Source organism: Pseudomonas putida, assembly GCF_001636055.1.
Classification (GTDB): domain Bacteria; phylum Pseudomonadota; class Gammaproteobacteria; order Pseudomonadales; family Pseudomonadaceae; genus Aquipseudomonas; species Aquipseudomonas machongensis.
Window position 1 is genome coordinate 4,187,498 of the sequence record NZ_CP011789.1, and the last position, 22,090, is coordinate 4,209,587.

Annotated in this window: 19 protein-coding genes and 1 pseudogene; 9 read left to right on the forward strand and 11 right to left on the reverse strand. The window is 63.4% G+C overall.

The window, feature by feature from the left end:
• Positions 1–42 precede the first annotated feature (42 nt).
• Positions 43–1,491 carry an MFS transporter gene (locus AB688_RS18775; RefSeq protein WP_063545502.1) on the forward strand — a complete coding sequence of 483 codons (1,449 nt, stop codon included), beginning with the start codon at positions 43–45 and terminating at the stop codon, positions 1,489–1,491.
• A gap of 185 nt (positions 1,492–1,676) precedes the next feature.
• Here the strand turns inward: AB688_RS18775 and AB688_RS18780 are convergent, their stop codons facing one another.
• The gene (locus tag AB688_RS18780; RefSeq protein WP_063545503.1) at positions 1,677–2,606 is read right to left on the reverse strand and encodes a LysR family transcriptional regulator; all 930 of its coding nucleotides are present in this window, start codon (positions 2,604–2,606) and stop codon (positions 1,677–1,679) included.
• A gap of 193 nt (positions 2,607–2,799) precedes the next feature.
• Here AB688_RS18780 and AB688_RS18785 point away from each other — a divergent pair, with 193 nt between their 5' ends.
• From AB688_RS18785 to AB688_RS27240, 4 genes and pseudogenes are all read left to right on the forward strand, one after another.
• Positions 2,800–4,146, forward strand: coding sequence for a dicarboxylate/amino acid:cation symporter (locus AB688_RS18785; RefSeq protein WP_063545504.1), 1,347 nt, complete (start codon positions 2,800–2,802; stop codon positions 4,144–4,146).
• 19 nt (positions 4,147–4,165) lie between these two features.
• On the forward strand, positions 4,166–5,065 hold the full coding sequence (gene ttdA, locus AB688_RS18790; protein WP_081255345.1) for a L(+)-tartrate dehydratase subunit alpha: 900 nt from the start codon (positions 4,166–4,168) through the stop codon (positions 5,063–5,065).
• A complete protein-coding gene (gene ttdB / locus AB688_RS18795) occupies positions 5,062–5,670 on the forward strand; it encodes a L(+)-tartrate dehydratase subunit beta (RefSeq protein ID WP_028945996.1) in 609 nt (202 codons plus the stop codon). The genes ttdA and ttdB overlap by 4 nt, the downstream gene beginning before the upstream one ends.
• A 141-nt stretch (positions 5,671–5,811) precedes the next feature.
• Positions 5,812–6,036, forward strand: a pseudogene (locus tag AB688_RS27240) (oxaloacetate decarboxylase); the annotation flags it as partial.
• A gap of 55 nt (positions 6,037–6,091) precedes the next feature.
• On the opposite strand, the gene cynR reads toward AB688_RS27240, so the two are convergent.
• Positions 6,092–6,979, reverse strand: coding sequence for a transcriptional regulator CynR (cynR, locus tag AB688_RS18800; protein ID WP_063546823.1), 888 nt, complete (start codon positions 6,977–6,979; stop codon positions 6,092–6,094).
• 110 nt (positions 6,980–7,089) lie between these two features.
• Between cynR and AB688_RS18805 the strand changes: the two genes are divergently transcribed.
• The 3 genes from AB688_RS18805 to AB688_RS18815 all read left to right on the forward strand — a co-directional run bounded on the left by AB688_RS18805 (position 7,090) and on the right by AB688_RS18815 (position 8,626).
• Positions 7,090–7,749 (forward strand): carbonic anhydrase, encoded by a 660-nt coding sequence (locus AB688_RS18805; protein WP_063545505.1) that lies wholly within the window; start codon positions 7,090–7,092, stop codon positions 7,747–7,749.
• A gap of 39 nt (positions 7,750–7,788) precedes the next feature.
• A complete protein-coding gene (gene cynS / locus AB688_RS18810) occupies positions 7,789–8,259 on the forward strand; it encodes a cyanase (protein WP_054895305.1) in 471 nt (156 codons plus the stop codon).
• A gap of 109 nt (positions 8,260–8,368) precedes the next feature.
• Positions 8,369–8,626 carry a DUF2790 domain-containing protein gene (locus AB688_RS18815; RefSeq protein ID WP_063545506.1) on the forward strand — a complete coding sequence of 86 codons (258 nt, stop codon included), beginning with the start codon at positions 8,369–8,371 and terminating at the stop codon, positions 8,624–8,626.
• Between the two features lie 189 nt (positions 8,627–8,815).
• On the opposite strand, the gene AB688_RS18820 is transcribed toward AB688_RS18815, so the two are convergent.
• On the reverse strand, positions 8,816–9,136 hold the full coding sequence (locus AB688_RS18820; RefSeq protein WP_054895303.1) for a hypothetical protein: 321 nt from the start codon (positions 9,134–9,136) through the stop codon (positions 8,816–8,818).
• 543 nt (positions 9,137–9,679) lie between these two features.
• Here AB688_RS18820 and AB688_RS18830 point away from each other — a divergent pair.
• Complete coding sequence (locus AB688_RS18830) at positions 9,680–10,105, forward strand: RidA family protein (RefSeq protein WP_063545508.1); 426 nt, start codon at positions 9,680–9,682, stop codon at positions 10,103–10,105.
• 120 nt (positions 10,106–10,225) lie between these two features.
• Here AB688_RS18830 and tagF read toward each other — a convergent pair whose 3' ends face one another.
• The 8 genes from tagF to AB688_RS18870 all read right to left on the reverse strand — a co-directional run bounded on the left by tagF (position 10,226) and on the right by AB688_RS18870 (position 22,082).
• Positions 10,226–10,939, reverse strand: coding sequence for a type VI secretion system-associated protein TagF (gene tagF / locus AB688_RS18835; RefSeq protein ID WP_063545509.1), 714 nt, complete (start codon positions 10,937–10,939; stop codon positions 10,226–10,228).
• Between the two features lie 10 nt (positions 10,940–10,949).
• Positions 10,950–14,510 (reverse strand): type VI secretion system membrane subunit TssM, encoded by a 3,561-nt coding sequence (tssM, locus tag AB688_RS18840; RefSeq protein WP_196759872.1) that lies wholly within the window; start codon positions 14,508–14,510, stop codon positions 10,950–10,952.
• 10 nt (positions 14,511–14,520) lie between these two features.
• Positions 14,521–15,801 carry a type IVB secretion system protein IcmH/DotU gene (gene icmH, locus AB688_RS18845; RefSeq protein WP_063546827.1) on the reverse strand — a complete coding sequence of 427 codons (1,281 nt, stop codon included), beginning with the start codon at positions 15,799–15,801 and terminating at the stop codon, positions 14,521–14,523.
• Between the two features lie 28 nt (positions 15,802–15,829).
• Positions 15,830–17,161, reverse strand: a complete 1,332-nt coding sequence (tssK, locus tag AB688_RS18850; RefSeq protein WP_063545510.1) for a type VI secretion system baseplate subunit TssK — start codon at positions 17,159–17,161, stop codon at positions 15,830–15,832.
• Between the two features lie 24 nt (positions 17,162–17,185).
• Positions 17,186–18,583 (reverse strand): type VI secretion system-associated FHA domain protein TagH, encoded by a 1,398-nt coding sequence (tagH, locus tag AB688_RS18855; protein WP_063545511.1) that lies wholly within the window; start codon positions 18,581–18,583, stop codon positions 17,186–17,188.
• A gap of 33 nt (positions 18,584–18,616) precedes the next feature.
• Entirely contained in the window at positions 18,617–20,578 is a 1,962-nt protein-coding gene (locus AB688_RS18860; protein ID WP_063545512.1) for a type VI secretion system Vgr family protein, read from the reverse strand.
• A gap of 270 nt (positions 20,579–20,848) precedes the next feature.
• Positions 20,849–21,445: a hypothetical protein gene (locus AB688_RS18865; protein WP_063545513.1), complete on the reverse strand. Its 597-nt coding sequence runs from the start codon at positions 21,443–21,445 to the stop codon at positions 20,849–20,851.
• Positions 21,446–21,476: 31 nt separating this feature from the next.
• Positions 21,477–22,082 carry a hypothetical protein gene (locus AB688_RS18870; RefSeq protein ID WP_063545514.1) on the reverse strand — a complete coding sequence of 202 codons (606 nt, stop codon included), beginning with the start codon at positions 22,080–22,082 and terminating at the stop codon, positions 21,477–21,479.
• Positions 22,083–22,090 lie beyond the last annotated feature (8 nt).

Genomic DNA, 22,090 nt, shown 5'->3' on the forward strand with positions numbered 1-22,090 from the left:
AAAGGGCAACTGACCAGATCAGTGTGCCCACCAGGAGAGAATATGCAGCATTCCATTCCTGACGGTCAGAACACTCAAGATAGACGCGTCGCCTTGGGCGTCTGTCTCGCAGTGACCGTTGGCGCCGTCGGCGTCTACAAAGCAATCGAGTCACTGGTGTCGCCTGCACTGCCGATCATCCAGGCTGAACTGGGTGCGACACGAGCCGAAGTCACTTGGGTGATGACAGGTGTTCTGTTGACAGGCCCCCTCGTTACACCATTGATCAGCCGCCTGGCTGACATCTATGACAAACGTAAGCTGATCATGGCGATCATGCTCATCGTCGCCACGGGCACGTTGGTGTCGTCACTTTCAGCATCGATGCAGATGCTGATCATCGGGCAACTGCTACAAGGGTTCGGCCTGAGTATGGTCCCGCTTGCTGTCGGGATCATGAAAGATACGCAACCGGCGAGCGTTTTGAAATTCAGCAACAGCCTCATGATCTCTGCTATCTATGGGTCTACCGCCTTAGGGATGCTGATCGCGGGGCCCATTGCTGACAATTATCACTACACATACCTTTTCTGGGCGCCCTTTTTGGCGCTGATGATACTGATAGCAGCAGCCTGGATGCTATTACCTCCCTGCCCCTCAAAATCCAAGACGAAGCCGAGCATAGATGTAAAAGGCCTGGTCCTTTTCGCCATTGCCCTGGGCACATTTTTGATCGGACTCACCTATGCGCCTGAATGGGGATGGGGGTCTACCTCATTTCTAGGCACATGTGCCGTTTCGTTATGTTCCCTGCTCGCATTTGTCTGGGCCGAACTCACACATAAAGATCCACTGGTCGAGCTGCGGGTGCTCCGCAGCTTCAGCGTCACTTCGGGCCTCGTGCTGATGATGGCCGCCGGCTATGTGATCAATAGTTTTTTTGTTTCAGTACCTATGCAGGTTCAGCAAGCCTTGAGTACAGGCTATGGCCTAGGTGCGACTGCCACGTTAACCAGTTTGATCTTGCTACCTGGAGTACTGATCGGTGTGGCTTCCCCTATCGTCAACCTTGTTGAGCGATACGCAGGGCTAGCATCCGCCTCCGTAGTGGGCCCTCTCATCATGGGAGCCGGATTCTGGTTGGCTCTTGAGTCGGCAGGCAGCTTGCCGCTGGTAATTATCTCCATGCTCTGCGCAGGCCTTGGCTCGGGGATAACCATCACGCAAGCCATGAATTTGATGGTAATGGGCGTGCCTGATGACCGGGTTGGCACTTTTACCGGGTTGAACTTCGTAGCCAAAGCGATTGGTGCAACTACTGGAGCCCAAGTGGTTGGAGGATTGCTATCTACCGCATCAGGTGATGCATCCCAGGCACCCGAATGGAACAACTTTGTCTACGTTTTCTCGATGGGCCTCGTGATCTGCATCATCGCAATAGCATGCGCGTTCATCGGTAGCAGGTCTTTCAGTAAATCATATGCACAACCTCGGACGGAAAAAGCTGTGTAGCGGAACAGCCTTCTGCGGCCTTTTTCAGTAAACCAGACGCGGTCTCCCTCGACACTCGGGGGTGGCCGCTATGGGTCGATTGGTGCCGTTCACGACTGACCGCTAACGACCCAAAGCAGACGTTCGCCAAGGGCAGCCTCTAGCCAGAAGCAGTCGATGCTCTAAACAACAGGTGCGATACAGTATTAACGCGCCCAGGCAGAAAGACTATTTTCCTGCTGATCTCCCTTGCTCTTGAAAAAATTCCTGAGGTGTTCAATGAAAAATGACACTTTCGCAGATAAATTCAGGCGTTCCAGGTAAACGGCATAGATGTCCGCCGGGGGTGTTTCATAGTCCCCTAGCACCTCTTCAAGCCTTCCGGATCGTAAATGATCAGCTAGGTTCCACTCCGCACGCATAAGTATCCCATGCCCCTCCAAGGCCCAGTTCAAAGCGACCTCACCGTCATTGGTACTCAAGCCACCATGCACCTTGATGGACTCAGTTTGCTTACCCCGACTCAATCGCCAAGTGCCAAATGCCGCATCGTTTTGCCGCAATACTATGCAGTTATGCTTCATGAGATCACGTGGAGACTCCGGTCTGCCGAAGGTGTCGAGATAGCTCGGCGTGGCACAGAGACGTCGGCGGTTGGTGGCAATCTTTCGAGCAATCAGTCTGGAGTCCGGTAGCTCACCGAAACGAATAGCCACATCGATCGCGTCATCAGGAAGATGTATAGGACGATCGCTTAGGTGCAGCTGGACCTCCACCTCAGGGTAACGCTTGGCAAAGGATGAAATTGCCGGCCCTACATGTGTACGCCCAAAGCCAAGAGGCGCATTCACACGCAGCAAACCCTTCGGTTCGGCTCGGCTGCTTGAGACCTGCCGCTCCATCTCTTCAATCTCCTCAAGGATCCGCTTGGCATTAACCAGATAGGTCTCACCTTCCGCCGTGAGGCTGATGCTGCGTGTCGTCCGATTAAGCAAGCGCACCCCAAGGCGCTTTTCCAATTGCGCAAGACGCTTCGTCACTGCAGGTGGAGTGAGGTTCAGCTCGCGAGCGGTGGCCGCCAGACTGCCCGCCCCGACCAGCTGAATAAAGAAAGCAAGCTCAGACACTGGGTTCATAATTAACTCTAGGTAAACAATGAGTTTAATTTCATTGTATTACACCGTTTTGAAAAAACCATTACCTTAGGCCTGCGTGATTAACCACAAAAAATCTGGGCTATTAGCTGCCAGCCTGTGAGGAGGTTTTCCTCCCGCTACGTAGCCCAGTCGCCACATAAATCCGACTCACAACAATAATTCGGAGACGGCAATGGCCAAGCGATGGGTAGGTAAGTTGTACGTGCAGGTGCTGATCGGGGTCTCGTTCGGCATCCTGTTAGGAGTGTTCTGGCCGCAGCTCGGCGTGGACATGAAGCCGCTGGGTGATGCGTTCATCAAGCTGATCAAGATGGTGTTCGCGCCCATCATCTTCGCGACGGTGGTGCTGGGCATCGCCAAAATGGAAAACATGAAAGAGTTGGGTCGGGTCGGTGTCCGCGCCCTGATCTACTTCGAGGTACTGTCAACTTTTGCTCTCGTTCTGGGCCTGATCGTTGTCAATTTGGTGCAACCCGGACAAGGGATGAACGTCGACCCAGCCACCCTGGACACCCATGCAATTTCCACTTACACCTCAGCCGCAGCCACTGGCACGGGCGGTGTCACCGACTTCCTACTCCATCTGATTCCGGGCAGCGTAATCGACGCCTTTGCCAAGAATGAGATCCTGCAGATCCTCCTCTTCTCTTCCTTGCTGGGCATTGCCTTGGCCAATCTCGGCGAACGCGGCAAGCCGGTCGTTGACGTGCTGGAGTCATTCTCCCATGGCATGTTCTACATCGTTGGCTTGGTCATGCGCGTCGCGCCGTTGGCAGCCTGCGGCGCAATGGCGTTCACCGTAGGCAAGTACGGCTTGGGCTCAATCGCGTCGCTAGGAAAATTGATGGCGACCATGTACCTGACTTGCTTCCTGTTCGTGGTGATCATCCTGGGCAGCATCGCGCGGATGTCGGGCTTCAGCTTGTGGAAGTTTCTCAAGTACCTGCGCGAAGAACTGTTCACCGTGCTCGGCACCAGCTCATCTGAGTCGGTGGTGCCTCAAATGATGAACAAGCTGGAAAAGGTCGGTGTGTCCAAGCCAGTCGTCGGCCTGGTCATCCCCTCCGGCCTCACCTTCAATCCTGACGGCCAGTGCATCTACTACACCATGGCCGCGATCTTCATCGCCCAAGCCACTAACACACCATTGTCCCTGATGGATCAACTGATCGTACTCGGCGTGCTGCTACTCACCTCCAAGGGTTCGGCAGGGGTTACTGGCTCAGGCTTCATCACGCTCGCTGCGACCTTGGCCACCATGGACAACATTCCGGTAGCGGGCATGGTGCTGCTGCTAGGCGTCGATCGTTTCATGTCCGAAGCTCGCGCTATCACCAACACCATCGGCAACGCGGTGGGAACGATGGCCATCGCGAAGTGGGTTGGTGCGCTTGATAGCGACCGGATGAACCAGATTCTTGATGGCAAGGCCTGCGCTGAACCAGAGAAAGAAGCGTTAGAGGGTGCGGCTCCACTCACTGCCGTCAGCCCTGAAAAAAAACACCTTGTGATGCACTGAGGAAATAACCGTGGATACCATAGATAAAGAAGCAGCCGTCTCATCGCTGACCGACACGCTGGCCAAATTCACTGCCTATATTGGCAAACGCCTGCCCAAAGACGTGAAGGAAAAAACGGCCAAGCTGCGTGCAGCCGAAACCAATCCACTGGCTATTGCCGTGTATGACTCGATGGCCGACAACCAGGAATACGCCGACAAGCTCAACCGGCCGAGCTGCCAGGACACTGGCGTGATCCAGTACTTCATTTCGGCCGGAGCGCGTTTTCCGCTGCTCGGTGAAATGGAAGGCATCCTCGAAAATGCTACCAAGGAAGCCACTGTCCATGGCCCCCTGCGCCATAACGCGGTGGAAACCTTCATCGAGAAGAACACGGGTACCAATACCGGCTCGAAGATCCCGTGGCTGGACTGGGAAATCATCCCCGATGCCGACTACGCCATCGTCGACGTGTACATGGCCGGTGGCGGTTGCACGTTGCCGGGTTCGGCCAAGGTACTGATGCCAGGCCAAGGTTATGAAGGGGTGACCGAGTTTGTCTTCGATGTCATCACCTCCCGTGGTGTAAACGCCTGTCCACCTTTGCTGGTAGGTGTGGGTGTCTCCACCTCGGTGGAGACCGCAGCTCGCCTGTCGAAGAAGGCGATTCTGCGCGAAGTTGACTCCAGCCACCCGAACGAAAGCGCGGCGATGATGGAAAAGCTGCTGGAAGAAGGCCTCAACGAAATCGGCATTGGCCCGCAGGGCCTGACCGGCAACAGCAGCGTGATGGGCGTGAATATCGAGTCTTCGGCGCGTCACCCCTCGACCATTGGCGTGGCAGTATCCACCGGTTGCTGGGCACACCGCCGCGGCAAAATCCGCATCAACGCCGACCTGACCTATGACATCCTCTCCCACGAAGGGGTAGTACTGTGAAGAAGATCATCAACACCCCGATCAGCGACGAAGATCTGGCCAACCTCAACGTCGGCGATGTGGTTTACCTTACCGGCCAACTGGTGACCTGCCGTGACGTCGCCCACCGCCGCCTCATCGAGCTGGGCCGCGAGCTGCCTGTCGACCTGCGTGGCGGCGCTATTTTCCACGCGGGCCCGATCGTCAAGAAGAAAGAAGACGGCAGTTTCGAGATGGTGTCCATCGGCCCGACCACCAGCATGCGCATGGAAAAATTCGAGAAGCAGTTCATCGAACAGACCGGTGTCAAGCTGATCGTAGGCAAGGGCGGCATGGGGCCGGAGACCACTACCGGATGCCTGGAGAACAAAGCCGTACACGCGGTATTTCCCGGCGGCTGCGCAGTACTGGCCGCCACGCAGGTTGAGGAAATCGAACGTGCCGAATGGCAGGATTTAGGCATGCCGGAGACGCTGTGGGTTAACCGTGTGCGTGAATTCGGGCCTCTGATCATCTCCATCGACACCAAGGGCAACAACCTGTTCGAGCAGAACAAGGCCCGCTTCAACGAACGCAAAGGTGCAGTCATCGAGAAGATCAATAGCCAAGTCCGTTTCATCAAGTGACGAGCTGGGGCAGTTTAGCGAATACCCCTAAACTGCCCATCTCTCAACCTTGTTAAGCACTTATTTATAAGTCACAACATCCAACACCCACCCTAGCACGGCTTCAATTTACGCCTCACTAGATAATTTTAAGAGATCGCCATGCGAAGCCGTTCCCGCCATGAACTACTTAATAACTTCCGCAGAATACTTCAAGGTCAAGCCTGTATTAGCACGGCTTCAGTGTTTGATCCCTTGTCGACGCGCATAGCTGCGGACCTTGGTTTTGAAGTGGGAATCTAAGGTGGGTCCGTGGCCTCTCTGCAGGTATTAGATACCTCAGACGTCACCTTGATTACGCTGAGCGAATTTGCAAGGCCATCATCGTTGCACCTGCCCTTGGGCCCTGTTGCACACGCACATCCTGCGGTCGCGCAAACCCTCACTGATCAAGATCGCTGGATATTTCTTTAGCCAGCTCGATGAAGACACGCACCGCCGCACTCAGAAAGGCGTCTTTGCGCCGCATCAGAACGGCCCGTCGCTGCAAGCGCTCCGGCTCCAGTGTGATGGCCACCAGGTCGTCATGGGCCAACGCAATTCTGGCAGGCAACAAGGTCGAGAGATTCGTCCGGCGAACGATCTCGATCACTGCGCCGAGGGCATTGGCCTCCATCTGCACCTTGGGACGAATCTCATATTTGCGGCAGTAGCGGTCGATTTGCTCGCGAGTGGCAAACTCTGTGCTGAGCAAGACCAAAGACTCTGCACTCAGGCCGTGCGAGGTAATGGAGCGTTCCTCGGCCAGGCGGTGTCTGCGGTTCATGACCAAAGCAAGCGTTTCGTTCAGCAAGGGGATGGCTTCGATATCCGGCGCATGTATTTCATCAAAAGCGATCCCTACGTCCAGCTCTCCCGCCAACAACAGCTCCTCGATACGCTCCTGGGAAAGCTCTTTCAGGTTGACGGTAATCTTGGGGTATCTGGAGTGAAATACCTCGATCAGCGGCCCCACCAGATAGGTCGTGAACGTCGGCGTTACCGCAACACGCAATGAGCCACGGCTGAGGTCGCTGACATCATGTATAGCCCTTTTGGCTTCCTGCAGTTCCTGATGCGCACGGCGCGCATAGAGAAGGTAGACATCCCCCGCGTCAGTCAAACGCGTCGTGCGGCCTGATCGGTCGAACAACTGGGCTCCCAGGCTCTCTTCCAACTGCCTTACTTGCTGAGAAAGCGCCGGCTGAGAGACATGCAGCGCTGCTGCGGCCTTCGTGAAACTGAGATGTTCTGCAACGGCCAGGAAGTACTGGATGTGGCGAGCGAGCATGTCCATACCCATAAGATAATCTGATCCAACTCATAATAAATGAGACTTTTACCTTATGCCATGCGCTGCTTAATCTCCGTCTCACACCCAGCGACATCGAGACAGCAACCATGAAAGCGATCATCGACGGATTTCTGAAGTTTCAAAAAAATGCCTTTCCGGAGCGGGTCAAACTGTTCAAGGACCTTGCCAATCAGCAGGCGCCAAAGGCTCTCTTCATCTCCTGCTCTGATAGCCGACTGGTGCCTGAGCTGGTCACCCAACGCGAGCCAGGCGATCTGTTTGTCATCCGCAACGCCGGCAATATCGTGCCGTCGTACGGGCCAGAGCCGGGTGGGGTTTCGGCGTCGGTCGAATACGCGGTCGCCGGACTCAAGGTTGCAGACATCGTGATCTGCGGCCACTCCGACTGCGGCGCGATGACCGCCATCGCCACCTGCAAATGCCTGGATCACATGCCCGCCGTAGCCAGCTGGTTGCGGTATGCCGACTCAGCCAAGGTAGTCAATGAGGCCCGTCAGCACGCGGACGGACCAAGCAAGGTTGCCTCCATGGTGCGCGAAAACGTGGTCGCGCAGTTGGCCAACATCCAGACCCACCCCTCCGTACGCCTGGCGCTAGAAGAAGGCCGCGTGACCCTGCACGGTTGGATCTATGACATCGAGAGCGGACGTATCGACGCTTTTGATGGCAGCACCGGCACCTTCGTGTCTCTCGCGGAACACCCAGAAGTCCACGCCGTTTCCCAGCCAGCCAGGCACGTCGCCTGAAACCTGTACCTGCACCTTTTCTTACCCAGGAGACTCACCATGATCCAGACCCAAGCCACCCGCACCGCTCGCCAGGAACTGACCGAAGTCATCATTCAGGCCAAGGCTCGCAAAGACCTGTCCTTCGCGCAAATCGTTGACGGTACGGGCCTGTCCGAGGCCTTCGTCACCGCGGCCTTGCTTGGCCAGCATCCGCTGCCTGAAAGCGCCGCGAAGGTCGTAGGCGAAAAGCTCGACCTCGATGCTGATCAAGTCGCACTGCTGCAATCGATGCCGATTCGCGGCAGTTTCTTCGACGGCGTGCCGAGCGACCCTACCATCTACCGCTTCTACGAAATGATGTCGGTGTATGGAACCACCCTCAAAGCGCTGGTCCACGAGAAGTTCGGTGACGGCATCATCAGCGCCATCAACTTCAAGCTGGACATCAAGAAAGTCGAAGACCCGGACGGTGGCCACCGTGCTGTGATCACCCTGGACGGCAAGTACCTGCCTACCAAGCCTTTCTGATGTAGCTCAGCCCGGTGCCATACCGCGCCGGGCCATCCCCAACATTCATGACGACTGAGCGCCAATCGGATGCTCAGGCCTTCTTACGCCCTCAGTACAGGTGATCACCATGAAACTCTTACTCGTTCTGTTCCTAGGCTGCCTTGGTTCTGTTGCCATGGCCGATGACCAAGGCACTCGAGCTGCACCAATGACGGTTGAACCCTATCGCTACTCTCAGAACCTGGATATCGCGCACGTTGTGGCTGTTACGCCGGTGCCCAATGTCTGCGAAGTTGTGCCGATGCAGCTGACTTACGACGACTCCAATGGCGAGCGGCATATCATGGAGTACAGAATCGTGGGGAATGGCTGTGCCAACAACTGATGCGCCATCCTTACTGCAGCTCGACAGGCAGTTCCTGGACATCAGGGCAGATGGGATCGAGGCTTGGCATCCTGTATGGACGCAAGCCCACTGCGAAAATCGCTGTGGGCTTTTTGCTTCCGACAGAGGGTGATCTGCCGACTCGTCTGCGGGACGGGAATCTGGACGGCAGACGACCCTCCTGAAACTTCAGAGCCTGTACTCAATGGTGTAGGACTCATCCTCTCTCGGTTCTATCGTAATAGGAATGCCGAAGAGCTTTCCTCGACAATCACTGACGCTACACCGATACACATTTCCCTGCTGGAGCTGATTCCAGAGCCCTTCGTCATGTATCGCAATCTGCAACACACGGTTGTTCGGATCCTCTCTGACCTGAGCAACGTGATGGTCCAGGTCGCACCCGAATTCAGCAGTAGTAAACTCGGGATCGTAGCCGATCAGCACACCGTGCCTTTTCAGATCTTCCCGAATACGCTCAATCACGTCGTCTGCTTCTTGTTTTAGCATGATCGTTATCTCGCGGTGTTGTACTCATCAAAACTCTAGCTGACCCTGATGGTTTTCGTTGTTTATCGTGCAATCAACGACTCAGCCTTATTCCTGAAATTGCCCACCGCCTTAGGGGGAGCTGGCGGTAGCGGAAGACTGCTTTCGCCCCATTTCGGACACTGAAAAATCGCGTTTCGTAAGTGCGACGTCCACTCTGTGGGAGCGGGTTTACCCGCGAAGCAGGCGATGCGGTGCATGGCACGGGCGTTGCCCGTGATCGCGGGCAAGCCCGCCCCCACAGAGGCCCTGCAAGCCCTTTGGAATGAATACGGACGAGTGCAGGGACAGCGGCTGCGCTCGGCTCTTGAGCTCCACCTGGGCCAGCACTCACTCCAACAGCGAGCGCACGGCATCGAGTGCAGCATGACCGTGGCGTAGGATTTCCGCCTGATTGAGTGACTGCGTTGTGTCCAGGAGATTTCTTCTCTCTGCCACAAACGCGCTTGACCTCAAGTTGACTCGAGGTTGCAGACTGCCCGCTCTTTCTTCTGGAGCAATCCCATGTCCGCAGATTCCCGTCCCGCATTCGCGCTGTCCAATCCACCCGGGCTGTACGACCCGAGCAGCAACGGTTACTCCCACGTCGCCGCAGTAGCACCTGGAGCCAGGCTGTTGTTCATTGCCGGGCAAGGTGGCGAGGATGTCGACGGGCGACTGCCCGCCGAGTTTGCCGCGCAGGCCAGGCAGGCACTGGCCAATTTGGACACGGCGCTGCGGTCGCAGGGCGCGAGCTTGCAACAGGTGTTCAAGCTGACCTTGTTGATCGTCGATCATGATGAGCATCGCTTGCGTGAATGGGTCAGCGAAGCAAATCGGGTCTGGGAAAGCGGGCATCCGGTCTGCACCCTGATCCCCGTTCCACGGCTGGCGCTGGATGGCATGCTGGTGGAGATTGATGCGGTGGCCGCTTGCTGTGAGGTGGTTTGAGATGGATGTGACGTGACCCGCCGTGCCTGACACGGCGGGGTCTTTTTCGCGGGCAAGCCCGCTCCCACAGGTACCTCGCTGTACTCAAGATCAGCGGTGAGGGCGGTGCAGGTATGAAGCTCAAGCCGCGCCGCCACCCTCCCCGCCCAGCATGCCAACGAACCACCCCACCCCCGGCAAACCCCGGCTCACCAGCAGCGTCGGCGCCACCTGCGGCCCGCCCTCGGTCCAGAACAAGGCATGCCCGGCCAACGACCGCTGCCCCGCCAGCCCGTCCAGTTGCAGCAACCACTGTTCGACCGCCTGCGCCATTCCGTCCTGCTCCGGCAGCGCCGACCACATCGCGCCCATCGCCGGCTGCCCCCACGCAGGCGCGATGCTTGCGGGCTCTGGCCGTAATGGAGCGGGCAACTGGCTGAGGTCGCGGTCGAAGCGCTCCAGCACGAACCCCGTCTCCAGGGTCGACAATGCCAGGCGCTCCACTTCGGCGTACCACGCGCCGTCGCGCCGCAGGCGCTCCAGCACTGGAATGTCCGGCCCGCCATAGGCCAGGGTCAGGGGAAAATAACGCCCCACCCGGTCGACACTGGGCATCATCACGCCAGCCCAGGCGGGCTCGCCGCAGACCCCGGCGGCCAGGGCGAAATGCCAGATCGGGCTACAGCGGTAGGCCTGCTCCCACCCAGCTCCCAGGCGCTCGCGGCTGGCGCGCAGGCCGGCCTGCAACCAGTCATCCCAACCTCGCACGAACGCGGGCGACAGGCGCCGGCTGAGGAAATCGCCATGGGTCACCAGCTTGCCGTAGAAGCCGGTGCGCGAAACGCGCTGTTCCAAGGGCCTCACCTCACAACCGCGCCGGGCAACGGAACTGCTCCAGCGCGTCGCGGCGGAACGGGTTGATCACGCTGCTGGCGCGTAGCGTGTAGCTCACCTTGTGCCCGCCCAGGTTGAACGTGAGCAGGAAGCGCTCACCCGATTCACCGCTGACCTGCCCCTGGTCAAGCAAACGCAACCAGGCCCAAGGGCCGTCGCTGCGCAGGCCGCTACCGGTGGGAGACTGCAATTGCACGCGGTCGCTGCCTTTGCCGCTGGGCAACACGATCGGCGTGAATCCGGTATCGCCGCCAGGCACGAACGTCACCGGCTGGCCAGCGATATCCAGCGTCACCTGGCCCAATGCGGGATCGACGGTCAGGGGTTGCACGTCGAAGCGCAGCGAGGGCTGACGGGCACCGGCGGCGAAGAACATGTCGCGCAGGCGTGCGCCGCGCTGGAACTGGTCGAGCACCTCCTGGGGGATGCTCAGCGGCGCGCTGCCGTTGGCGCGCCAGCGCCATTGGCTACTGCTCATGTCGACGTAGGGCGCGAGGTTGCGGCTGAAGAAGTCGTCCATGATGCCGCCAGGGCCGAAGAAGCGGCCGAAGTCGTCGGCGGTGACGTCGCGGCTGGCGCCGCGCACCAGCGGGTAGCGCCCGGCGATGGCATCGCGGCAGAACGGCGCGCCATTGGCCACCCACAGGGCATTGAGGCGTTCGCGCTCGTTGCCGAGGGTCAGCGCGCTGCCGCCACTGTCGACTGCGCGCAGCACCTCGGACAACGGGGCTGGCTGCTCGGTTGCGGCGCGCTTGATGCGCCCAAGCACCTCGCCGCTGGGCGCTGGCGTGCCACTGCGGCGGGCATTTTCGGCGCTGTCGAAGAACTGCGCGGCGTCCTTGAGCAGGGTCAGGCTTTCCTCCAGCGACGCCGGGGTGGCGCTGCCCGCCAGGGCATGCAGGGCGGCGAAGTGCTGGTCCACTGGGTTGCCGGTGGCAGCCGGCGCGGGGGCCGGGGCGCTGTCGGACAACGCACTTTCCAGGCGCTTGCGGGCACTGTCGAGGCGTTCGCGCAGGGCGCGGTCGACCGGGTTACCGGCGCTGTCGCCGGGGGTGTCGGCCAGCACGCCTTCGAGGGTGGTCTCGCGTGCGGCGGTCTGGAGGAAGGCGCGCAACGGTGAGTCGGCGGCGGCCAGGGCATTACTCACCTGGGCCGCCTGGCCGAGGCTGGCCAGGGGCACCAGTTGCACGTCGGCCAGGTAGGCATCCCACTGGCGGATATAGTCTGCGTAGTACAGCTCAAGCACCGCAGCGCCCAGGCGCGCACTATCGCCCGCGCCGAGGGCCGCTTCCTGGCGGTCGAGCACCCAGCTGTCGCGGGCCATGTCGGCCACGGCGCGCTCGCGCCTGGCCAGCAAGGCGCGGTAGCCAGCCACGCTGTACACGCCGCTTACGCCGCGCGACAGCGGCAGGCCGCTGCGCCGCACCAGCAACGACGAGGCATCGCGCCCGGCGGCAGCGTTGACGCTCTGCTCGGCCAGCCCGGCCTGGGCCACCTGGCGCTTGAGGCGGTTGTAGATGCGCTGCGACAGCGGCATGCCCGCCAGGGTCAGGCGGGTCTTGGCGATCAGGTCGGCATCGAGCTGTACCGGCTCGGCGTCGGCGTCTTCGAGCAGCGCGGCGACATGCGCCCATAGTTGCTGGCGCTGCGCCTCGCTGGCCTGGGGCAGCTCGCGGCGCCAGTCGACATCGACCCAGGCCTGCACCGAGGCGGCATCGAAGAACTGGCGCTGGCCGAGCATCAGGTACACGCGCAGGGTTTCGTAGAGGAAGTCCTGGTTGCTGGCATCGCCCCGGCGCAAGGCGCTCTCCAGGTTGCCGACGATCGACGGCAGCAGGGTGCTGCGCAGCAGGCGGTGGTACAGCGCCACGGCCCCGGCACCGAGCTTGTCACCCTGGTACAAACCAAAACGCTCAAGCAGCGGCACGCCCTCCCCGCGCTGGTCGTAACCCGCGGGCAAGGCGCGGGCAGCGTCGAGCAGCGGCAACGCCTGCAGCACGTTGCCCTCAGCCGGCAGCGCCTTGGCCAGTTGCGCCACCTCAGCGGTACGTTGCGCGGCGGTATCGACCAGCACGCGGTTGCGCTGGTAACTGAGCGCCATGCCCAGCGCCAGCAGCAGCGTCAGCACCGCGACCAGCACCATCCCCGCGCGCAACCATTGGCGGCGGCGCTGCTCCTGGCGCGGGTCGAGCCCGGCCAGGCCCGCTTCCTTGAAGATCACCTCGCGCAGCAGCCGGGTGATGAAGTAGCTGCGCCCACTGGCGTACCCGGCAGGCAGCACTTTGCGCCCCAGGCCGAAGGCGGCGGCCAGCGAGGCCAGCACCCGGTCGATCGGGCTGCCTTCCTGGGTGCCGCTGGTGAAGTACACCCCGCGCAGGCGGGTCGGTGCCTGGAAGCGGTTGGGTTCGAACACCGTGCGCAGGAAGCCCGCCAGCACGTCGCCCATGCCGGCGAACTGCTGTGGGAAGCTGTACAGCAAGGCACGTCGCGACAGGTCACGCTCCTGTTGCATGCGCTCGAGCACGCGCACCTGCAACTGCCGCTCCAGCGCCTCGAACTCGGCCGGGAAGCCCGCCAGCGCCGCTCCCGGCTGCTCGCTCTGGGCCAGCGGGAAGGTCACGCCCCACACCTGGCTGCGCTCATCGCGCCCAAAGTGCTCGAAGTACTCGGCAAAACCGGCCAGCAGGTCGCACTTGGTCACCACCACGTACACCGGGAAGCGCACGCCCAGGCGTTCGTGCAGCTCGTCGAGGCGCGCGCGGATCGCCATGGCCTGGCGCTGGCGCTCGGCCTCGCCTTGTTGCAGCAGGTCGCTGACGCTCAGGGTGACGATCACGCCGTTGACCGGGCTGCGTCGGCGGTGCTTTTTCAGCAGGTCGAGAAAACCGCGCCAGGCCGCCTTGTCGACCTCGGCGTCGCTGTCCTGGGTGGTGTAGCGCCCGGCGGTGTCCAGCAGCACGGCTTCGTCGGTGAACCACCAGTCGCAGTGGCGCGTGCCGCCGATGCCGCCGATGGCCGTGGCGCCGTGGGTGTCACTGAGCGGGAATTGCAGGCCGGAGTGGGTCAACGCAGTGGTCTTGCCGCTGCCTGGGGCGCCGACGAACAGGTACCACGGCAACTGGTACAGGTACTGCCCGCCCGGTTTCCAGCCGGGGCTGGCCTTGCGCAGCACGGCCATCGCCTCGCGCATGCGCTCGGCCAGATGCGCCACCTCGGCCTGCGAGGCGCGCGCCGAGGCGGGTTCCCCGGCCTGCTCATCGGTGACCCCGGCCATCAGCAGGCGGTTGGCGCGCCAGGCAGCAAAAGCGCGCCAGCCGAAATAGGCCAACCACGCGGCCAGCAACGCCGCCACCAGCCAGCCGCGCGCCCAGGTCGAGGCCAGTGGCTCGCGCCCGTCGAATGACAGCAGCGGACCTTCGTACCAGATCAGCAGCGCCATCAACGCCACGCCCAGCAGCGACAGCAGCCAGGAACTGGCCAGCCAGCGCAGACCGCGCATGAAGGTATCGAACAGATAGATCAGATAAGACATCGCCTGGACCTCACTGCGGCTGCGCAGGAACAAATACGGTGATCTCTACGCGGCGATTGCGCGCGCGGTTGGCGGCCGAGTCGTTGGCCACCAGCGGCTCGGTCTCGCCACGGCCTTCGCTGCGGTAGCGCGTGGCGGGCCCGGCGCGTTCGGCCAGCAGGCGCGCGACGTTGCGCGCGCGGGTGTTGGACAGGTCGAAGTTCGACGACAACCGCGAACCCAGCGCAGGCCGCACGTTATCGGTGTGACCGACCACCAGCACGTCGCCAGGCACGCCCTTGAGCGCCTCGCCTATGCGCGTCAACAGACCGTCGAAGGCGCTCGACACCTCGGCGCTGCCAGAGGCGAACACACCGTCGCCGCGCAGGGTGATCACCGAGCGGTCACTGGTTTCGCGCACGCTCACCAGGCCTTGGGCGATCTCCTCGGCGAGGAACCCGGACACCCGCACCGGCGCCGGCCCCGTGGGCTGGGCGGCCTTCAACGGCGAGGCCAGGCGCAGCTCGCCCATCTGCGCGAACACCGGGTCCGAGGCGCGATTGAGCAGCCAGTTGCCGGTCACCTGCAACAGCACCAGCAGCAGCGCCGCCAAGGCCGCCAGCACCCACAGCGGCACCAGGCGCAGCATCGACACCGGCGCAGTGGGCGCACCGCGCCAGCGTGGCGAAAGGTCCTGCTCGACCGCGCCGCGCTGCTGGCGAATCAACTGCAACAGGCGCTCGCGCAGGGCCGCCAGTTGGTCGAAGCCACGGTCCAGTACGCGGTAGCGCCCTTCCAGGCCCAAGGCCAGGCACAGGTACATCAGCTCCAGCACGTCGAGGTTGGCGCGCGCATCCAGGCTCAGGCGCTGCAGGATCAGGAAGAACTTCTCGCCGCCCCAGGCCTCGTTGTGGAAGGTCACCAGCAGGCTGCTGCCACTCCACACCCCGGCGCCCCAAGGCGTGCTGGAGATGGTTTCGTCGACCAGCGTGCACAGGGCATAGCGCGCCGCGGCGAGGGTCTGGGCTTCCACCCGGGCGTTGCGCGCCTGCGCCTCGAACTGCTGCACGGCCTGCACCAGCCGCTCGCGCAGGGTTTCCATGTCCGGTGCGCGGGTCAGCCCACGCAGCGGCACCACCAGGTCGAGCAAGGGGTTGGCGGCGCGCACCAGCGGGTTGAGGCCGGCGCCGCGCAGGGCCAGGTCGGCTTCGACCGGCGCAGGCGCGGCGCTGGAGGCCGGGCGGCGGCCGCCGGGGGTCGGCAGCAACAGGGTGTGGTCCGGGTCTTGCCCGGGCTCAAGGGAGTCGTTCATGTTCACGGTGATGTACCTGCGCTGTCGATCAGGCGTTGCGGATGGCCCAGAACTGCATGTCCAGCCCGGGGAAGCTGCCGGCCACGTGCAGGGCGAAGCCTGCCGACTGGGTCAGCTGTTGCCAGTACGCGCTGTTGCGGTCGAGTTCGAAGTAGGTGAAGCCTGCGTGGAACGGCAACTGCCGCGGCGCCACCGGCAAGGGCCGCAGGCCGATGCCGGGCAGTTGCAGGTTGACCATGTCGCGGATCTTCTCCACCGAGCCCAGCTTGACCTGCGGCGGGAACCCGCTGCGCACCGCTTCGGCCGGCATCTGCGCATGCACGGCGAGGACGAAGGTGGCGCTGCCGAGCAGCGCGCGGTCGGGCAGCACCGCCACGCGGATACCGAACTGACGCTCCTCCAGCGGGATCTGCAGGGCGCGCGCATCGATCACCGTGGCCAGGGCGCGGCGCAGGTCGAGCATCAGCGGGGCGAAGGTCTCGGCCAGGGCATCGTGGCGGTACACCGGGTAGCGGCTGGCGCGCTTGTCGGCGTGGGTAAAGGTCGCCAGCTCGCCGGCCAACTCCGTCAGTTGGCGGTACAACGCCTCGGGGTGCAGCCCGGCCATGCCGGCCAGGTGACGCACCAGCGGCTCGCTGCGGTTGAGCAGTTGCAGCAGCAAAAAGTCGGCGATCTCTGCCGCGCCGCTGGCACCCGGCTGGGCCAGGCGCGTGGCCATGGCCTCGGCGCGCTGGTGCAGCAGGCCCAGCAGTTCGTCGACGAACGCCGCCAGGCGCGGTGCGGCCTGCAAAGTGAGGCTCGGCGGGCAGTAGGCGGGGTCGAGCAACACCTGCTGGTCGGCGCGGCGCTCCAGCACCCGTGCCACGCCCAACACCGCGTGGGCGTCAGCGACGTCGCTGGCCAGGGCCAGGCGCAGGCGCAGCTTGCCGACGTTCATCAGCGCGCTGTTGTCCAGGCCGTTGCTGTCCCAGGCCTCGTACTCGACGCTGCGATGGCGGGCGAAGTTTTCCGCGCTCACGCGGTCGTCCACTTCCGCCACGCCATGGCGTGCGGTGGGCAGCGCCAGCACCACGTCGAGGTCACGGGCGTCGGCAGGGATCTCCAGCGGCAACGGCATCTCGTCGAATGGCAGGCCGATCGGCGTGCCATCAGGCAGCACGCCGCTGTAGGCCTTGAGCGCCAGCTTGCCGAAGGCCAGGTGCTGCTCGTCGAGCTCCAGGCGCGAAAAGCCCCAGGCGTAGGGGCGCAGCGCCGCGACCCGGGCCTCCAGGTGGGCATTGAGGAAACGGTCGTGCTGCTGCAGGTGCTGGGGCTGCAGGAGCATGCCTTCCGACCAGACGACTTTGCTGTTCCAGGACATGAATGCGATCTCGGGTAAAGGGGTTCAGGGCATGTCGCGCAGGCGGCTGACCTGCTGCTGGTAGGCCACGGAGAATTTCTCGCCGTAGAGGCGTTGCAGGTCTTCGTCGCCATCGCGTGCAAGCTCGGCGTGCAGCTCTGCGAAACGCGCCCATAGGCGGGCCTTGCGCGTCGAGGGCAGCACGCGTTCCAGGGCGCCGGGAGCGGCCAGTCGACGTTCGATACGCACCGGGTCGAAGCGCTGCATCACCTCGCCCAGGGCCTCGCGCATGCCGGCGATCACCGCCATCTCGTGGGCGCGCAGGTCGTCGAAGGCGGCGTGCAGCGCCTGCACGCCGGGCAGATAGGCCGGGGCGTCGGTGCTGAGCATCTGGCTGAGGGCGCTGGTGGGGTCGGGGAAGAACTTCAGCGGGTTGTTCGAATGCGCGCCGATCATCGTCATCTCGATATGGCTTTCGCGCTTGGTCAGCGCCCGCGCCATCAGCACGCCCATGGTGCCGCCGGTGGCGGCGCGGAGCATTTCTCCCACCAGCCGGGCCAGCTCTTCGGGGCTGCGCGAGGCGCGCAGGTGCGGCAGGCCGAGGCCTTCGAGCAGGGCCTGGAGCACAGGGTCTTCGCCGGCCGCCGTGGGTTCTGCGGCAACGGGGGCTGGTGTTGCGATTGGGGTGGGTGCAGGCGCCAGGCTGGCTGGGGCGGCGGGCGTCGCCAGCAGGTCGGCCAGGGCATCGTAGCCATCGGGGATCAACGCCGCTTCCGGCGCCTGGGGGGCTGGGCTGACAGGCAAGGCCGGCAGGGCCTGCAACTCCGGCGACAGATGATCGGCCGGGGTGCCGAGGAAGGCCGCCGTGGGGCGCTGGCCGCCGAACAGGTTCAGGCCCAGCGGGTCGTCCAGCATCGGGGCCGGCTCGAACACTGACTCGCCTTGCACGATGCTCGCCGCCGCCAGGGCGTCGGTGTCCACCCGTGGCTGGCTGAAGCCCGGCTCGCTGCGCGGTGCCACGGCGGCTTCCAGCGGCGGTGGCGGCGGCGGCTGGACCGGCGCCGGTGGCACGAACACCGCCAGGGTCTGGGTGGCGCCAACCCCCGTCTGGTCGGGGTCGGCCTGCTCCACCGCGAGCAGCGCCACACCGATCTGGTAGTCGCCGATCACCAACTGGTCGCCGGCCTGCAGCAGCGTCTCGCGGCCATGGCCGAGCAGGCGCTCGTTGATCACGCTGGGGTTGCTGCCGGTGTCGGTGAGGTAGTAGCCGCCCTCACGCCGCTCGACGCGGGCGTGGCTGCGGGAGATGTACTTGCCCGGATCGTCCAGCACCAGGTCGTTGCCGGGCGCGCGGCCCAAGGTGCCGGCGACGTCGATCAGGCACGCCAGCTCAGCTGCGGGCGGCTGCCCGCGATAACGTTCGACCCACAGTTTCACAGGCATGTCAGGTTCCTTTCGGCAGGAAGGTGGCGGGGCTCACTGGCGGCCATCGTCGGCCTCCTTGGGCTCCAGCGGCTGGCCCACCGGGCCGGGCCGCGAGGCCAGCACCAGGGCGTTGGCGGCGGCCGAGGCCTGGGGCAACGGCAGCGGCAGCATCGAGGCGATGATGGTCGGGCCGAGGGTCAGGAACGAGCCGCCGGCCTTGAGGGTGATGCTCGCCCCCGCCTCGATCACCACGTTCATGCCGCCCTTGATGTGCACGTCGGTGCCGCCGCTGAGGCTGGCCTTGAGCGCGCCGTCCAGCTGCAGGTCACGGCCGGCGGCCTGGCACACGCTGCCCACGGCCTTCTCGGTGCGGTCGCCCAGCACATGCTGGTGGCGGTCGCCGCCGACGCGTTCGCGCAGGTCCTTGGCCACTCGCGAATGGCGCTCGCCGCCCACCCAATCGAGGGCATCGCGCTCGATGCGCTGGTCGAAGTTGCGCTCGGCGTGGATGAACACCTGCTCGGCGCCCTTGCGGTCTTCGAAGCGCAGTTCGTTGTAGCCGTTGCCGCCTTTGCTGGAGTGGCTCTTGAGGGTCGAGCGGGTGGCTTGTTCGGGCAGGTTGTAGGGCGGCATCACCTCGGCGTTGTAGACGCTGCCGGTGACCAGCGGACGGTCGGGGTCGCCTTCGAGAAAACTCACCACCACTTCCTGGCCGATGCGCGGCAGGAACAGGCTGCCCCAGCGCTTGCCGGCCCAGCCCTGAGCGACGCGGATCCAGCACGAGCTGTTCTCGTTTTCCTGGCCTTCGCGGTCCCAGTGGAACTGCACCTTGATCCGGCCATACGGGTCGGTCCAGATCTCCTCCCCGGCCTTGCCCACTACCTTGGCGGTCTGCGGGCCGTGCACCAGCGGACGCGGGGTGAGGCATGGCGGGCGGTAGTCCTGCTGGCGCGGCAGTGCGGTGAAGCGGCAGGTGAGCACGGGCGCCGGGTCTTCGGGGCGGGTCGGTTCGTAGGTGTCGGACGACAGCTCGTATTCGGCGGCGAGCACCAGCACCTGTTGGTTCTGATCGCCGCGCGGGTGTTCGCTGAGGGTGAACAGCGCGCCGGGGAACAGCCCGCGCGCGCGGGTGGCGCCCTCGATGCGCCGGTAGCTGGTGTGCCGGGCCTCGAGCTGCTGGCGGGCCAGGGTCTCGCCCTGCGGGCGCTCGCGGTACTTGCCGGGGTAGTCGTAGCGCTCGAAGCGCGATTGGGCGTAGGGGCGCGCCTGGGTCGACTTGACCAGCAGGTTGGCCGCAGGTTTTTCGAAGTCGTAGTCCTGCAGGGCCCAGGCGCCGGGCTCGACTTCGCCGCTCATGCGCCAGTCGTAGATCACCTCGCTGTCGCGCATGGCCTGGTCCTCGGCTGGCAGGTAGCGCACCTGTGCGTAGCCTGGGGCGGGCGCGTGGGCGCCGTAGCCGTCGGCCAGCACCAGGGTGTGGCGGCCGGCGGCGCTACGGAAGAAGTAGTAGATGCCGGCCTGCTCCAGCAGGCGGCTGACGAAGTCGAAGTCGCTTTCGCGGTACTGCACGCAGTACTCAAGCGCCGGGTAGCTGGCGCTCAGGCCCGAGGTGTCGACGTCGGCCAGGGTGTAGGGGGCGAACACCGCCTGGACGATGTCCGGCACGTTGCGCTGCTGGAAAATCCGGCAGTCGCTGCTGCGGGTCAGCAGCCACAGCCACGGGCGCACCACCGCGTGGTAGGTGGCGAAACGGCCCTGGCGGCCGGTATAGGCGAAGCGCGTGACCAGGCCGCTGAAGTGGCGCTGGCCGCCCTTGGGCAGTTCCACGGCAACGGTCAGGGGGGTGGCGAGCAGGTCGTCGAGGTCCAGGTCGGTGCGTTCGCTGTAGAGGTCGATGTGGTATTCGCTCAAGGTCGACAGGCCTTCACGGGCGGTCATGCGCCGGAACAGCAGGGTGTCGGGGGCCAGCACGCAGGTGACGGCAATTTCGCGGTTGGCTTGGGTAACGGGCATCCAGGGCTCCTTCACGCGGGGTGGCCGCAAGGGTCGGCCTTGGGGACACAACAGGTGGGGAGCGGGGTTTATTCCGTGGGGGGATGAAAAAGTGTGTGGGGTGAGCGCGAGGGTGCTGCGGATGGCCCTATCGCGGGACGAGTCGGATCGCCGCACCGCCGCTCCACAAGGACGGCGCTGTCCCTGAGAACCGCGCTGTACATGTGGGCGGCGGTGCGGCGATCCGACTTGCCGCGCGATCACGGGCGTAGCCCGTGCCAGGCGATGCGATCAGGCCGCGGCGGTAGACACCAGCCGCTCCAGCACCAGGGTGATGCCGGTGGCGTTGTAGCACTTGTTCCACAGGTTCATCTGCTTGAAGTCGGCGAAGTCCTTGCCGTCACCCGGGTCCATGTAGGTGCCGTCCGGACGCTGCATCACGTAGTGCAGGCCGATGCCGAAGGTCATCACGATCTTCAGCGCCCGCCGGTTGGCCGCCAGGGCCGGTGGCTCGGAATGGATGATCGGGAAGCCCGCCCGCACGCACTTGGTCTCGGCATCGGGGTAGAAGGTCGACAACGCGCTGGCGATCATCCCGCTCATGTAGATCTTCACATCCAACCCCAACTCGCGGGCAGCGATGGCCACGTTGTGCGGGAAGGAATAGCCCAGCTTGCTCAAGTCGGCCTGCTCCTTATCCAGCCGCCCGCCCGTCACGGACCCCGAGGTGATCTGGTACAGCGCCGCCTCGCAGAAATAGTTGGCCTGCAAGGCCTGGCCGGTGCTGCGCGCGCCGGTGTTCGGCATGGTGGTCACGCCCAGCTCCGCCGCCGCGCACAACAGCGATGCCGCGCCACAGGAAAATGCGAAATCTTGTTTCTTGTTCATGGAAGGCTCTCGAAGGCCGGCAGGCCTGGGTTCACTTGATGTCGGTAATCCAGAAGAACGGGTTCGGATGGCCAGAGAACGCCGCCGGCTTGTCGACGGTCTCCAGCTGACTGCCGCTGAAACGCCACGAGGCGTAGTGCAGCGGCGCGAAGTACAGCCGCGCGTTGAGGTAGTCGAAGACAATGCGAAAGCGGTTGCCGCCCCAGCCGTAGGCGTCCAGGTCGCCCGCGGTGTACTCGACGTAGCCAGTGGCACAGTTGCCGCCGCCGCGGTCGGCCGAGTGGTGTTTGTTGGCCTGCGCGTAGGTGTGGTACAGCTGCCCGCGTGCCGAGGCCGGCTGCTGCGCCGTCAACTGCGGCAGGTAGCAGGGGGTGTTGGAATGGATCTGGCGCATCGCCCCCAGGGTGTCGTCGCCGATCGAGGTGGCGATGGCGCTGCAATCGTAGGGCGCCGTCGATTGCATCAAGGTGCGCATCAATTGCTTGATGCGCGCGTCCACCGGCAGGTAGCGAAAATCAATGCGGTACAGGTCGAGGATCGGCCCTTGCTTGCAGGCCTTGACGCAATCAGGGTCGGCCGCCTCTTCCAAGGCTTTGATGAACTCGTAGCTGCTTTTCTTGCCGTCGCGCTCGGACATGCTCGTTG

What these genes read in the sequence shown, in the direction of transcription:
- tagH (WP_063545511.1), bottom strand. Translation starts at nt 18,583, where the DNA reads ATGCCTGTGAAACTGTGGGTCGAACGTTATCGCGGGCAGCCGCCCGCA.
- cynR (WP_063546823.1), bottom strand. Translation starts at nt 6,979, where the DNA reads ATGCTCGCTCGCCACATCCAGTACTTCCTGGCCGTTGCAGAACATCTC.
- AB688_RS18780 (WP_063545503.1), bottom strand. Translation starts at nt 2,606, where the DNA reads ATGAACCCAGTGTCTGAGCTTGCTTTCTTTATTCAGCTGGTCGGGGCG.
- AB688_RS18860 (WP_063545512.1), bottom strand. Translation starts at nt 20,578, where the DNA reads ATGCCCGTTACCCAAGCCAACCGCGAAATTGCCGTCACCTGCGTGCTG.
- AB688_RS18820 (WP_054895303.1), bottom strand. Translation starts at nt 9,136, where the DNA reads ATGCTAAAACAAGAAGCAGACGACGTGATTGAGCGTATTCGGGAAGAT.
- tssK (WP_063545510.1), bottom strand. Translation starts at nt 17,161, where the DNA reads ATGTCCTGGAACAGCAAAGTCGTCTGGTCGGAAGGCATGCTCCTGCAG.
- AB688_RS18865 (WP_063545513.1), bottom strand. Translation starts at nt 21,445, where the DNA reads ATGAACAAGAAACAAGATTTCGCATTTTCCTGTGGCGCGGCATCGCTG.
- icmH (WP_063546827.1), bottom strand. Translation starts at nt 15,801, where the DNA reads ATGAACGACTCCCTTGAGCCCGGGCAAGACCCGGACCACACCCTGTTG.
- cynS (WP_054895305.1), top strand. Translation starts at nt 7,789, where the DNA reads ATGATCCAGACCCAAGCCACCCGCACCGCTCGCCAGGAACTGACCGAA.
- AB688_RS18785 (WP_063545504.1), top strand. Translation starts at nt 2,800, where the DNA reads ATGGCCAAGCGATGGGTAGGTAAGTTGTACGTGCAGGTGCTGATCGGG.
- AB688_RS18870 (WP_063545514.1), bottom strand. Translation starts at nt 22,082, where the DNA reads ATGTCCGAGCGCGACGGCAAGAAAAGCAGCTACGAGTTCATCAAAGCC.
- tssM (WP_196759872.1), bottom strand. Translation starts at nt 14,510, where the DNA reads ATGTCTTATCTGATCTATCTGTTCGATACCTTCATGCGCGGTCTGCGC.
- AB688_RS18775 (WP_063545502.1), top strand. Translation starts at nt 43, where the DNA reads ATGCAGCATTCCATTCCTGACGGTCAGAACACTCAAGATAGACGCGTC.
- AB688_RS18805 (WP_063545505.1), top strand. Translation starts at nt 7,090, where the DNA reads ATGAAAGCGATCATCGACGGATTTCTGAAGTTTCAAAAAAATGCCTTT.
- AB688_RS18815 (WP_063545506.1), top strand. Translation starts at nt 8,369, where the DNA reads ATGAAACTCTTACTCGTTCTGTTCCTAGGCTGCCTTGGTTCTGTTGCC.
- AB688_RS18830 (WP_063545508.1), top strand. Translation starts at nt 9,680, where the DNA reads ATGTCCGCAGATTCCCGTCCCGCATTCGCGCTGTCCAATCCACCCGGG.